This is a genomic window from Bacteroides sp. OF04-15BH (assembly GCF_003477995.1).
GTDB lineage: Bacteria > Bacteroidota > Bacteroidia > Bacteroidales > Bacteroidaceae > Paraprevotella.
Genome location: NZ_QUEM01000013.1, coordinates 16,535 through 30,914 on the forward strand (window position 1 = coordinate 16,535; position 14,380 = coordinate 30,914).

At 48.5% G+C, this 14,380-nt stretch carries 7 protein-coding genes; all 7 read right to left on the minus strand.

Features of this window, described 5'->3' with window-relative positions; all coding sequences use genetic code 11:
- Positions 1-148: 148 nt before the first annotated feature.
- From DXA74_RS07510 to DXA74_RS07540, 7 genes are read right to left on the minus strand one after another with little or no spacing between them, the layout of a single operon-like run.
- A complete protein-coding gene (locus DXA74_RS07510; RefSeq protein WP_118526347.1) occupies positions 149-2,530 on the minus strand; it encodes an ABC transporter permease in 2,382 nt (793 codons plus the stop codon).
- Between the two features lie 35 nt (positions 2,531-2,565).
- Complete coding sequence (locus DXA74_RS07515) at positions 2,566-4,881, minus strand: ABC transporter permease (RefSeq protein WP_158576035.1); 2,316 nt, start codon at positions 4,879-4,881, stop codon at positions 2,566-2,568.
- 45 nt (positions 4,882-4,926) lie between these two features.
- Positions 4,927-7,248, minus strand: a complete 2,322-nt coding sequence (locus DXA74_RS07520) for an FtsX-like permease family protein (protein ID WP_158576036.1) — start codon at positions 7,246-7,248, stop codon at positions 4,927-4,929.
- 41 nt (positions 7,249-7,289) lie between these two features.
- Positions 7,290-8,066 carry an ABC transporter permease gene (locus DXA74_RS07525; protein ID WP_158576037.1) on the minus strand — a complete coding sequence of 259 codons (777 nt, stop codon included), beginning with the start codon at positions 8,064-8,066 and terminating at the stop codon, positions 7,290-7,292.
- Positions 8,008-9,615, minus strand: a complete 1,608-nt coding sequence (locus DXA74_RS07530; protein WP_199666125.1) for an ABC transporter permease — start codon at positions 9,613-9,615, stop codon at positions 8,008-8,010. The genes DXA74_RS07525 and DXA74_RS07530 overlap by 59 nt, the downstream gene beginning before the upstream one ends.
- A gap of 45 nt (positions 9,616-9,660) precedes the next feature.
- Positions 9,661-12,018: an ABC transporter permease gene (locus tag DXA74_RS07535; protein WP_118526269.1), complete on the minus strand. Its 2,358-nt coding sequence runs from the start codon at positions 12,016-12,018 to the stop codon at positions 9,661-9,663.
- A 46-nt stretch (positions 12,019-12,064) separates the two neighbouring features.
- A complete protein-coding gene (locus DXA74_RS07540) occupies positions 12,065-14,380 on the minus strand; it encodes an ABC transporter permease (RefSeq protein ID WP_118526271.1) in 2,316 nt (771 codons plus the stop codon).

Here is a 14,380-nt window from a genome sequence, read left to right on the forward strand (position 1 = left end):
GCAAAAAGACAAGCAAAATGCGTGCCAATTCAGAACAATCTGTTTTATAGCATTTTACAAAAATCACGTCCTACAAGTCGCGTGCGAATCCGCACAAAAATCGTGCGGAAGCGCACAGCCTTTACAAGCAAATGGAGCACGGAAGACTTTATTCGCTCTTAATCACCTCAGCTGGATTGCTCTGCAAAACCTGGCGTACTTGCCAGTAAAGCGTACCTAAAGAAACCAAGGCAACGGACAGGAATACCGCTAAAAAGCCACCGACACCGATAGATGCCTTTACCGCAAAATGTTCTGTATATTGCTCAATCAAGAACAGGGCTACAGGTGTAGCTATCAAACAGGACAGCAGCAAAAGGCCTATGTACTGACGGAAAAGCAAAAGATAAAGATCTTTCGGTTGGGCTCCGTTCACCTTCCGGATACCGATCTCCCGATAACGCCGGCGCAAGTCAAACAAAGAAATGCCAAACAGGCCCAACACGGAAACCAATACGGACATCACGGCAAACAACTGATAAACGGAAGCGACACGGCGATCCTCTGCATAAATTTCCCGCACCGTGTCCTCCAGAATACGATACTCAAAATCCTCACTGCCATAAATCTCCTTTTCCACGTTGCGAAGATAATCCACTACCGCATGTATCTTTCCCGGAGCGCACGCTATCTGATAGACTTCTCCCATAGGTAGATTACCGACAAAATATACTGTAGGTTTTTTACCCAAAGTCAAATGACCTCCGTAATAATCTTCCACGACAGCTGATACAGACAGAGTGTTGTTTTCCAGCCCTCGAGTCATCATCGGCACTGTTTCTGTCAGCACGGCACCACTAAGATTCGTATAACCCAAAGCTTCCATTGCGGCGCGATTCAGGACAACAGCCGCAAACAGTCCGTTGACTTCCGACACATTCTTCGGCAATCCGCCCTCGGCAAAAGGAATATCAAATACATCAAAAAAACGTGGTGAAGCCATACGCATATTCAGAGTGATGCGTTCGCCTTTATCATTCAAGAATACGGCTTCCATATCTCCTGTAAGAATATCCGCATAACTATCGTCCCAGATCTCAATATCCGGACAGGCATTCAATTTATCCCCCAAAACTTTCAATCGTTGCTGTTGTTGCAAAAAGTCTTCGGGTGATGAAAGAGAGCCGGAATTATAATTAAGCCGTGCGATCAGAACATCTTCAGTCCGGAAACCAGGGTCAGCCTCCAACAAAAGCTTCAGTTGTCGGTTGAAATAGAAAGCCAAAAACAACAGCAAGAATGTCAACACATACTGGAAACAAAGAAACGCCATACGGGAACGGGTAGAACGGATACCGGAACCTATCGAACGCAGGGAAACCACAGAACGACCAAAAGTATATTTCATATAAGGATAAACGGAAAGAAGCAAAGGCAGGAGCACCAAAATACCGACTGAAATCCAACCGTCCAAAGGCAAGTATGACTGTGTATAACCAAACAGAAAAGAAGTAAAAGGCTGTACACATTCAATGATGATCCAGGCCAACAACATGGAAATCACCGTCAGTAATTGGTTTTCACTCCATATTTGCAGAAAAAGATCATGCTTCCCGGCACCATACACTCTTTTTAAATCAAGTTCCTTGGCCCGTTTCATCATCATGACCAAATAAAGATTGACAAAGTTCAGAATACCGACCAGAAGCAACAACAGGCACACAACACATAAGATCCGGAAATGTGTCCGGTTGCCGGTAGAAAACATATCGGACTGACCTGTGGAATCATACTGAATGGACTGATCCCAATAGATATCTTTTACCGGAACAAATGAAAATGAAAATTTCCGGTCATCATAAGGAAGTATCTGACGAGGCTTACGGGCTTCCTCTTCCAGAAGTCGCATATCTGTTTCCGGGAAAAAAGAATAAAACTCCATAGGCATGACTCCATCCCAAACTTCAGATAATTGAGAGGAAACAATCAAATCAAAAGTCATGGAAACCTTATTGGCGGGTCTGTCCAACACACCTTCCACCACAATGTCCTTACCATTGGAAAAGCGTAGCGTTTTTCCAATCGGATTGACATCCGTTCCAAAGACGCTGTCAGCAAAGTCCTTCAGAAGTATCGCCGAGTTAGGAGCAGACAGCGACACTTTTCCCAGATGCACCGGATAAGGAAACAAACGCAGAAACATACTGTCCGTTGCAATCGCTTTGGCAAAAAAACGATTGCCGTCTTTTGTCACATAAGAAGAGCCCTGCAATGGCCTTACCTGAGTACGAGCCTTAACATGCGACGGATCAATCCGGGCATTTTCTATATAACCGCCGTATGTTCCCAGATAAGAATTACCCCCCTGAATTACTTTCACCCCATATACATGATCCCGATCCACACAATGAACATCCACGGTCTGCTCGCGATACAGATAACGGACTAAAATGATGCAACAAGCCAGACTTAACGACAGCCCAAGCAAATTTATCCATACATAAGATTTGGCGTGTTTCAAAAAGCGCCAGGCATAAATCCATATTTTCATACCGAAACTATTTTTAAAATTATCCATATTAAAAATCATTCACTCTTGATCACCTCAGCAGGATTCTCACGGACCGCGCGCCACACACTGCGACCGATGCAGAGTACAACAAACAAGGCCAGGCCCACAAGGATGGCTGCATACAACCACCAAGGCCAGGCCATGCGTTCCACATAACGCTCCACCCAGTTCTGCATCGCCACACTTCCCAACGGAAAAGCAATAATGCAAGCCACCAACAATAAGGCAAAATATTCTTTCAGGAACGAACGGAAGATGCCGGCGGCCGTAGCACCATTCACCTTGCGGATGGCAATCTCCTTGCGCCGTTGCTCACAGACCAAGGAAACATGAGCAAAGACACCGATCAGCGTGATCAGCACACATGCCAGGGCAACCACCATCAGCAGTTTCTGCAAGGTGCGCTCGCCGTGAAGATATTCCTCATAAGCCTCGCGCGCAGTGTAAACACTTCCATAAGCTTGCGGCTCCTCGGCACGAACCAACGAATCGACAAAATGCTTCAGCCGGTCCGTATAAGATTCGTCAAAACGCACCACTATGTTTTTTCCGAACGGGATGGAGGCATCCAATTTGAAAAAGATGACCGGCTCAACCGGAACCGTAGGAGCAGACACGTGAAAATCACGCACCACACCGACAATGGTCCATCCGTCGATTTTCTTTCCTACGGGATCGGCCATATCCATTTTCCGGGCAAGTGATTCATTAATCATGACAGAACAACTGTCGCTCTGCTCTGTCAGCGTACTTCCGGCTACAAGACGAAGCTCATAGAACTTCAAAAACTTTTCTCCTTCGGGAATACCCAAGCATGGAACCTGTTCGGCATCATCCGGCTTACCCTCCCAAGAGGAAACAGCCATATCCAACATATCTATTTGTGGAAACAAAGAATACATCCGTTTCACTTCGGACACGTATGGCTGCTTCTGTAACTCATGCAACAAATGCGCTTGCAATAATTCAGATCCATTCGTACGAATCGTAGCCCGTCCGTCGCGTTCAAAACCGAGATCCGTATGTGTCAGATAGCGCAGTTGCAACAACAAGAATGACAGGCAAAACAGCACTAAAGCACAGATGCCAAACTGCATGCCAAGACAAACCTTCTGAAAGACGAAGCGCCCCGAGCGGACAGCAGCCGGTTGCAACTGGCGTGCCGCAATGCGTCGGCAATAAAAAACAATAACTCCCCAAGTGATCAAAAACGTAAAGGCCATCAGTAACAGCATGCAAACTGCCACCGGAAGGCGAATACTTTCTCCGATACCGGACAGCGCACTGAAAGGCTTTTCTACCGTTTCCATGAGAATCATTCCCAACAGCCCTGCGCCTGACAGGATCAGAAGCAGCTCGGAAAGAAACACTCCGGTAAGTCCACCCCGTGAAGAACCGCAGGCTATGCGTAATGCCAGCTCACGGCGACGTACATGCATCCGAGACACCAACATGGAAAAGAAATTCACCAGAGCCAGAATGATCAGCAGCAATCCCAAGGCGGAGAACAGACGGATATAATATAGCGATATGTCCATGCTCCCGCGAAACACGGTGTGGCGGCAATCGGTCAAAGGCTCCAGCCTCATTCCTACTCCTGGCTTTTTAATGGACAGTCCGGCAGTATTTTTTAAAGACAGATCTTTCAACCGTGCAGAAACCTTCTGTCTGTCTGCATCAGGAAACAAACGCAGACAAACATAATAACTGTGCATAATCGGATCATCCTTTTCCGATTCTTCTATCGCACCTATCAAGGAAAAAGAAAAATTGGAATGCCCGGCCCAGTCTGACAGCACCGCCGATATCCGGTAAGCCTTATCCCAACAATAGACCTCGCGCCCCAAAACCTCTGTCGTTCCAAAAATTTTGCGGGCACCTTCTTCTGTCAGGGCTATCTCATCGGTATTCTCCAGAAAGCTCCAACTGCCCGAGGCCAGTTTTATGTCAAACATCCGCACAAAAGCCGTATCACATAGGATTCGTTCCAAAGAACCAATCTTACGATCTGCAGAGATACTCACCTCTTCCCAACCGAAAGAAAAAGCGGCAATATCTTCCACTTCCGGTAACATCTGACGCACAGCCTCAGCCATCGGAAATGGAAGTATTACAGACATATAGTCATCCGAGCCATTAGTTACTCCCAACAGATACATACGGTCTGCCCCACGATGGAAACTGTCGAACGTCTGCTCATAACGTACCCAAACGGCGGACAGAGCAAAGCAGACAAAGCCCAAGGCCAGACCAATCATACTGGCCGTCGTCTGGACTTTATATTTCATGAGGCTGCGAACAGCCGATTTCAAATAATGCAAAAACATCATATTCATGCTTGTTTTGTATAACACCTTTTCGTGTTGAATTCTCATTTACTCACTTTTAATGACCTCGGCAGGATTTTCACGGGCCGCACGCCACACACTGCGACCGATACAGAGCACAACAAACAAGGCCAGGCCCACAAGAATGGCGGCATACAACCACCAGGGCCAAGCCATACGCTCCACATAGCGCTCCACCCAGTTCTGCATCGCCACACTTCCCAACGGAAAGGCAATAACGCAAGCCACCAACAATAAGACAAAATATTCTTTCAGGAACGAACGGAAGATGCCGGCGGCCGTAGCTCCATTTACCTTACGGATAGCTATTTCCTTGCGCCGTTGCTCACAGACCAAGGAAACATGGGCAAAGACACCGATCAGCGTGATCAGCACACAAGCCACAGCTACCACCGTCAGCAGTTTCTGCAAGGTGCGCTCGCTGCGAAGGTATTCCTCATAAGCCTCGCGCACCGTGGTTATTTTCAGAAATACGCCCGGCTCTTCGGACTGCGCCAACGAGTCGACAAAATGTTTCAGACGGTCCGTATCCGATTCATCAAAGCGTACTAAGGTTTCCCGTCCCAAGTGTACGGGACCGTTAAACCCAAGAATAATCGTCGGTTCGACCGGAACCGTGGGAGCAGACACATGGAAGTCGCGTACCACACCGACAATGGTCCACCTTCCGACCTTCTTCCCTATCGGATCGCTCATGTTCATCCTGCGGACAGCCGTTTCATTAATCACCGCAGATATAGTGTCGTCTTGCGTTATCAGTGTATTTCCGGCTATCAGGCGAAGTCCGTAGAAGTTCATGAATTCCTGTCCTTCAGGAATAGCATTCAGAGCAATTGAATATGCATCATCCAATTTGCCGTCCCAGGTGTTCACGGCTAGACTTCCACTGCTTTTCTGCGGAAGCAGGGAATAGAGTTTCTTCACTTCCTGTACGTAAGGCTGTCGGCGCAATTCGTGTATAATACGTTCGTTCAAGGATTCTGAGCCATCGCATTCGACCATAGCCCGTCCGTCGCGCTCGAAACCGATATCAGTGCGTGTCAGATGGCGCAGCTGTAACAATAAAAATGACAGGCAAAACAAAACTAAAGCACAAATGCCGAACTGCACGCCAAGACAAATCTTCTGGAATGAGAAACGCCCCGGACGGACAACGACTGCCGGTTGCAACTGGCGTGACGCAATCCGATTACAGTAAAAAGCAATAATTCCCCAGGTCATCAAAAAAGTAATGATCGCTAACAGCAAAAAGCATACCGCCACCGGAAGGCGAATACTTCCTTCTATTCCGGACAGCATGCAAAAAGGCTTTTCTACCGCTTCGACAAGAACCATTCCCAACAAGACTGCTCCCGACAAGATCAAAAGCAGTTCGGAAAGAAACAGTCCGGTCAGTCCGCCCCGTGAAGAACCACAGGCTATGCGCAAAGCCAGCTCCCGACGGCGCAGATGCATCCGAGATACCAACATGGAAAAGAAGTTTACCAAAGCCAGCACAATCAGCACCAAACCTAAAGCGGAGAACAGACGGATATAAAATATCGAAACACTCTGTCTGTCCTGAAATTCCGTATAACGGCAATGCGTCAAAGGTTCCAGACTTAATGCGCACTTGCTTCCATCCCACCAGTTAGTCTGCTTATATTTCAGACTGCTGTTATTCATTTGTGCAACCAAAGCCGCCGTATCTGTTTCGGAAGTCAAACGCAGACTAATATAATAATCAGGATAAGAAGACTTATTCTTTTCATCCTGATCCATTCCGAGCATGATGGAGAACGGAAAATTGGTATGCTGTCCCCACCCGGTTAAAACAGCCGAAATGCGATAAGTATTACCCGCATAATAAATGGTGCGTCCCAAAACATCAGTCGTTCCAAAAAGGCGACGCGCCCCTTCTTCGGTCAGAGCAGCTTCCTCGGGTACATTCAGGAAACTCCAGCTACCCCGCACTAACCGCACATCAAACATACGAACAAACAAGGAATCGGAACGAATGCAACCGAGATTTACGTCCTCAGCTGCATCTTCTGAGAGTTTTACGGAAATCTCCCAATACCAATAGGCCGCAGCATCCTCTACTTCGGGAAAAGTTCTTTTCAGTTCCTCTGCTAAAGGAAAATGATGACTTAAGGAGGTCTGATTCTCCCAGAAGCTGGATGATCTTAACAGATACATACGGTCTGCCCCACGATGAAAACTGTCGAACGTCTGCTCATAGCGTACCCAAACAGCCGACAAAACAAAGCAGACAAAGCCCAAGGCCAGACCAATCACACTGGCCGTCGTCTGGACTTTATATTTCATGAGGCTGCGAACAGCCGATTTCAAATAATGCAAAAACATCATATTCATGCTGGTTTTGTATAACACCTGTTTTTATTAGATCTTTATTCACTCTTGATCACCTCTGCAGGATTCTCACGAGCCGCACGCCACACACTGCGACCAATGCAGAGCACAACAAACAAGGCCAGGCCCACAAGGATGGCTGCATACAACCACCAAGGCCAGGTCATACGCTCCACATAACGCTCCACCCAGCTCTGCATTGCCACACTTCCCAACGGAAAGGCAATAATGCAAGCCACCACCAACAAGGCAAAATATTCTTTTAGAAACGAACGGAAGATGCCGGTGGCCGTAGCACCATTCACCTTGCGGATGGCAATCTCCTTGCGCCGTTGCTCACAGACCAAGGAAACATGAGCAAAGACACCGATCAGCGTAATCAGCACACAAGCCACAGCGACCACCGTCAACAGCCGCTGCAAGGTACGCTCGCTGCGAAGGTACTCCTCATAAGCCTCGCGCACAGTAGTTATTTTCAGAAATACGCCCGGCTCTTCGGACTGCGCCAACGAGTCGATAAAATGTTTCAGACGATCCGTATCCGATTCGTCGAAGCGCACCAGAATGTCTTGCCCCAAGTCGACAGGCCCCCTGTCTCTAGAACCGAAAAAGATCGTCGGTTCGACTGGTACTGTAGGAGCCGACACATGAAAGTCGCGCACCACACCCACAACGGTCCATTGGCCGACCTTCTTCCCCACCGGATCGGCCATGTCCAGCCTTTGAGCCGCCGTTTCGTTGATCAGCACCGCCAGACTATCGGCCTGAGCCGTCAGCGTCGTACCGGCCAGAAGCCGGATGCCATAAAAGTCCATGAATTCCTGCCCCTCGGGGATGGCGGCCAGCGTGACCGGCCCGGCATCGTCTGTCCGGCCGTCCCACGAATTGACCAGGACAGCTCCGGTGTTCCCCAGCGGCAGGAGCGAATAGAGCCGCTTCACTGACATAGGGCTGGCGGCGCAGTTCGTGCATCAGATGCTCCTGCAGCGATTCCGAACCGAAGCAGTTGACCGTGGCCCGTCCGTCGCGTTCGAAACCGATATCCGTGTGCGTCAGATGGTGCAGTTGCAGCAACAGAAACGACAGGCAGAATACAACCAGCCCGCAGATGCCCAACTGCAGACCGAGACACACCTTCTGAAACGAAAACCTGCTCGGACGAACGGCGGCGGCCGGTTGCAACTGCCGGGCCGCAATCCGTCGGCAATAAAAGACAATGAGACCCCAGGCCGTCAGCAGCGTAACAGCCATAAGCAGCAGAAAGCAAACGACAACCGGAAGGAGAATATCCCCCTCGATGCCCGACAGCGCGCAGAAAGGCCGCTCGACCGCCTCCACAAGGATCATCCCCGACAGACCCGCGCCCGTCAGGATCAGAAGCAGTTCGGCCAGAAACAGCCGAGTCAGTGCACCGCGCGAAGAACCGCAGGACAGACGTAAGGCGAGTTCCCGACGGCGTACGTGCATCCGCGACACCAGCATGGAAAGAAAATTCACCAAAGCCAGCACAATCAGCAGCAGTCCCAGGATGGAACACAGGCGGATATAGAGCATCGAAATGCGTAGCCGGTCCTGAAACACCGTATAACGGCAATGGGTCAGAGGTTCCAGATGCAGTACAGGCTTTTTCCCACTATTCCATCGCTCAGCCGTATATTCCAGATTGCTGCCGTTCATGTGTGCAGTCAGAGCTGCCGTATCCGCTTCGGCACGCAGACGCAGGCTGATATAATAATCACCATAAGAAGGATTGTTCTTTTCGGCCTGCCCCATCCCCAACAGGATGGAGAACGGGAAATTGGTATGCCCGTCCCACCCTGCCACGACGGCCGAAATGCGCCAGGTCTGTCCCAGGCAATACAGCGTGCGTCCTAAAACATCGGCCGTGCCGAACAACCGACGTGCACCCTCTTCGGTCAGGGCGGCTTCGTCGGGCCGGTTCAGGAAGCTCCAGCTGCCCTTCAGAAGCTGTACATCGAACAGACGGAAAAACAAAGAATCGGCACGGATACAGCCGAGGTCAACCTCCACGCTGTCCTGTTGCGACAGCATAACGGGAATCGACCGATGCCAATAGGCCGCTGCCTCCTCCACCTCGGGAAAGGTGCGTTTCAACTCATCGGCCAATAGAAAACGATGTTTTAAACCGGACTCATACGTACCCCAAACCGTAGACGCCTTCAAAAGATACATGCGGTCTGCCCCACGATGGAAACTGTCGAACGTCTGCTCATAGCGTACCCAAACAGCAGACAGGGCAAAGCAAACAAAGCCCAAGGCCAGACCAATCACACTGGCTATGGTCTGAACTTTATATTTTGTGAGGCTGCGAACAGCCACCTTAAGATAATGAAGACACATCATATTCATTCTTACTTTAAATAATATCTTTTTCTCTTGAATTCTCATTTACTCGCTTTTAATGACCTCGGCGGGATTAACCCGGGCTATATTCCGGATCCGGACATAAACCACAGCCGTTACCAGCAAAGCCACAAACAGAATCAAACCGCCATAAAACAGCACACCAAGCTCTACGAACGAAATATACATCCGGCTGTAAAGATTCAGCAAATAAGCGGCAAGCGGTAAGGCCACGGCTGCGGTCAGGACAACCAACAGCATGTAGAAGCGGGCAAACAACCATACAATTTGCCACACACCCGCACCGTTGATTTTCCGAATGGCAACTTCCTTGCGACGGCGCTCGGTGTCGAGCGTAATCGCCGAATAAATGCCCAACAGAACGATCAGCAGACAGACCGCAGCCATAAACAGAACGATTCCACGCAACTTGAACTCATAGGCGTGCTCCTGCCGGATATCATCCATCATCGTAGACAACGAAACATCAACACTCTCGGGTAGCATCCGGCGAAGAATACGCTCCACAGACGCGCCGACCGCCTCTGTCTGTCCATCGTAACATTTCACATAGCAATAAAGAGCCCCCACTTCTGAATTACTCAGACAGAACATCTGTCCCAGTTCCCGATACCCATGATAATTATTCTGCAATAACGTCTTGGAAACACCCACCAGCGGATCGCTTTGGGTGAAACTATAAACGGTACTCCCCAAAGCCGGACGTCCCAAGCGCCGATACAAAGTTTCATCCACCACTACACCAGTTCCGTCTTCCGAGGGTTGTCCGGAAAGCAGGTCCATATGCATAAACCCGAAAAAAGCAGAAGGCACGTCCAAAATCTCCACACTCATAGCCTGCTCCGGTGTTCGACTTTCTTCCGGAAAGATACTAGTACGCCAAACCTCTTTCAAATAGTCTTGTTTGAACAGCAGTATGCCCTCCACACCAGGACACTTCCGGATTTCGTTCACCAAAGCTTGTCTTGTACTTTCAACCAAAAATGAATAATTTAAAGGAACTCTCCAGATCCGCTCCTTCTCGGACACGGTCAACGTGTTGAGTATCGTGTTTTCCGTATATACCGACTGCCGGTACAAAGCAGCGCCAAAAGTCAGCAATACCCATCCGGCAAACAACTGAAGCACCAACGACAGATTGCGCCAATAGTTTCTTGTATGCCTACTCCGGTTCAACTGCTGTGCGGCAAGCGTACGGCGCACCCGATAGACAACGCCCCAAGCCACGACACCGCATACAAGAAGCAGCCCGAACACACAAGTGGCCGTCTGAAGCTGAAGCTGATGCAGATCAACCCGGAAAATCATTTCCAGCAACGTGAGGTGCAGAAAAGGCGACAACAGTTCAATCAGCAGAAAGGTAAAAAAGGCGACCAGCAACACCGACAGCACGGTCTGTACCAAAAGCATCCGATACAAATCCCAGAAACCGGCTCCGTTGACTTGCCGTAAACGGCATTCCCGCATACGCATCCGGAAAGTTCCGAACAGAATGCGAAGAAAGTTGAGCAGTCCGGCCAATAAGACCAGAACACCTGCCGCCAAAGTTGAAATTGCCAGATAACGGGCCTTTCCATCGGTCCATAACTCGTGGCCCAGTTTATGAGCACGCAACAAACACCCCTTCCATAAGAAGTCGTCCGCGGAATAATCCTTTTGATTGAAATCCTGCACAAACTGATCTGCGGACTGCCCCGGCGGCAACAAAGCATAGGTGTCAACCATTGTTACGTCAGTTTCTTTCAGCAGACTCTCACGCTTATTCACAATTAAGGCATCCAGCACCGACAAAAATTGCAGACTGGTATTTAAAGGCAAATCAGCCACAACCGCACGAACAGTATACTCCCAAGAAGTATCTATCCATTTTATTGTCTGGCCCATAGCCTTCTCCGGACTACCGAACAGTCTGCGGGCGGTATGCTCAAACAAGACCATAGAATTCGGCGTTTTCTTGACCTGTTCCCAGTCGCCGCACAGAAACTCCGGCGCAAACACCCGGTTGTATAGGGAATCGGTTTCACGAACTGTCAATTTATAAGGCAAGGTTTTGCCGTCCGTTACCGGAACCTCATAATCATGCGTTTCAGAAAATACCAAAGCACAAAAATCCAGTTCAGGCATCTTTTGCCGTAGCGAAACGGCCAATTCACCCTTAGTTGAAAATGACCGATCATCAACCGGATCATAAAAACTGATTTCCAGGATACATTCCTTGTTTGGAAAACAGTCATCGGTGGCATAAATATAACGGCTGAAATACAGGCAGACGCTGAAGCAAAACAACGCCACGGCCAGCCCGACCAAGGCAATCAGATTTTGCCACGGATGTTTCATCAGGCTGCGAACAGCCATTTTCAGATCATGGTAGAATAAAATCATAACTGCTTTACTTTCTTATTTTATTTCTTATTAAATCTTCCCATCCTTACTCGCTCTTGATCACCTCGGCGGGATTCTCACGGGCCGCACGCCACACACTGCGACCGATGCAGAGCATCATAAAGATCCAAAGCAACAGGAAGATTCCGGCATAAATCCACCACGACAAACCGGCACGAAGCACGTATTGTTCCAACCAACGCTGCATGAAAATGGTTCCCAGCGGAAAAGCAAAAGCCGAAGCTCCCAGAAGTAACAGAAAATATTCCTTCAGGAAAGAACGGACAATCAGTCCGGCCGTTGCTCCGTTCACTTTACGGATAGCTATCTCCTTGCGCCGGCGCTCGCACGCCAAAACAACATGCGCATATACACCAAAGAGAGATATCAGGACACAGATACCGGCCATTACACCCAACACACGCACCAGCATACGTTCGGAAGCCAGATAGCTGTCGTAAACTTCTGTCGCAATATCCAGTGTGGCATAAGTTTTTCGCTCATGGAACCACGCTACTACAAAACGTTTTAATTCTTCGGTATAACGCTCATCATAATGGATTAAAACTTTATCTTTGGAATAAAAACTATCTTCCTGCCGTACAATCTGCAACTGAGTTGGTTTTACGGGTACGGTGGGGGCCTTCGTATAAAGATCGGGAACAATGCCGACAATGGTATAACCGCCAAATGACTGTCCGACAAGATCCGGCCCGCCCAATTCACGCGCGGCAGACTCGGTCAGTAAACATTGTTCCTCATCCCCCGACTGCAAACTGTCCTTTAATGGAATATTATAAAAACGCAGGAAAGTTTCATCTACGCCAAACGAGTCGAAAGTAACACTCTTTCCTTGACCATCCATTGTGGTCATTGTACCATAACTGGATTGAGGAAGCAAAGTACTGACACTCACACAGGCTTCCCGGATATAAGGCTGCGCACGCAAATCGTGCAGAAAATTACCGATAAACTCTTCCGGAACTTCTATCGTAGCACGTTCTTTACGCTCAAAACCTATATCCGTAGTCTGACTCAGATAAGTCAGCTGACGGAACAGTACGGCAAAACCGAAGAGCACCAAGAGAGAAATCAACAACTGAAAAGCCATACTCATCCGCTGGAAATTCATTCGTCTACCGGCCGGCACCTTGCGGTTTTGCAAAGCTACAGTCAGCGATTTGCGACTATAATAGGCAATGATACAGCCTGCCACAAGCAAGGAACAGAAAAGCACACCGACAAAATAAACCAATGCCTCCGGCAGCCAGGCCGTCTCCACATAAGAGATTGTCCGAAACAGTTTTTCGGCCCACTCCATCAATAGAAAACTGATAAACCCACTGACCAAAAGCATCATGATCAGTTCGGTTGCGAATAGGGCAAACAGTCCCCGGCGCGATGAACCATTGACCAGACGCAAAGCCAGTTCTTTCGAACGGTTCATCATCTGGCTCACCAGCAAAGAAAAATAATTAATCAGAGCGATCACCATGACCAGTACACCGATCCATACAAACATACGGATATAGGTTTGTCGGATCTGAGTTTCAGCTTTAAAAAGAAGTTCATAGCTTTCCGTAATCGGACAGAATTTCAGATGCTCTGCTGAAAAATCATATCCCCATAAAAAAGAGGATTCCGAAGCCTTCTGTGTATAGGATTCCGTATCGACCGCGTGTAACTTACGGGCAAAGTCCGCTGTATCGGCATCCTGTTGTAAGCGGAAACAAAGCATACAGTTTCTCGCCTTCCATATATTCTCCGGAGTAAGTTTCATACCGAACATCAAATCATAAGGAATATTGGAATGGCCTTTCCATTCCGATACGAGAGCAGTAACCGTTTTTTCTTCGCCACGGCCCAAGTCCAATGTGCGTCCCAATACCTGAAGCGTACCGAAAAGTTTCCGCGCCGCAGATGGTGTTAGCGCCACTTCCTGGTCGGAATAGAGAAAGTTCCGGCTCCCCTCAAGAATCTGCACATCGAACATATCCATAAAAGTGGTATCTACGGAAATCATTTTCAGAAATCCTGAGAACTGATTAAATTTACAATAAGCACGAGAATAAGAAAAAGCCGTTGCAGCTTCCACTTCAGGCAGCCGCTCTTTCATGGTAGCAGCAAAAGGATAAGGACAGCAACTATTCTGCAATTCACCTTTAATGGAGCTTTTCTTATACATCATATAAATGCGGTCGGCATTCGGATGGAAACTGTCGAAACTCCGTTCATAACGGAGCCAGATCAATGAATAGGCAAAACAGACAAAGCCCACGGCCAGTCCGATAACACTCAGAAAACTCTGCACCCGATGCTTCATCAGGTTGCGGAGGGCTATTTTAATATAATGAAAAATCAT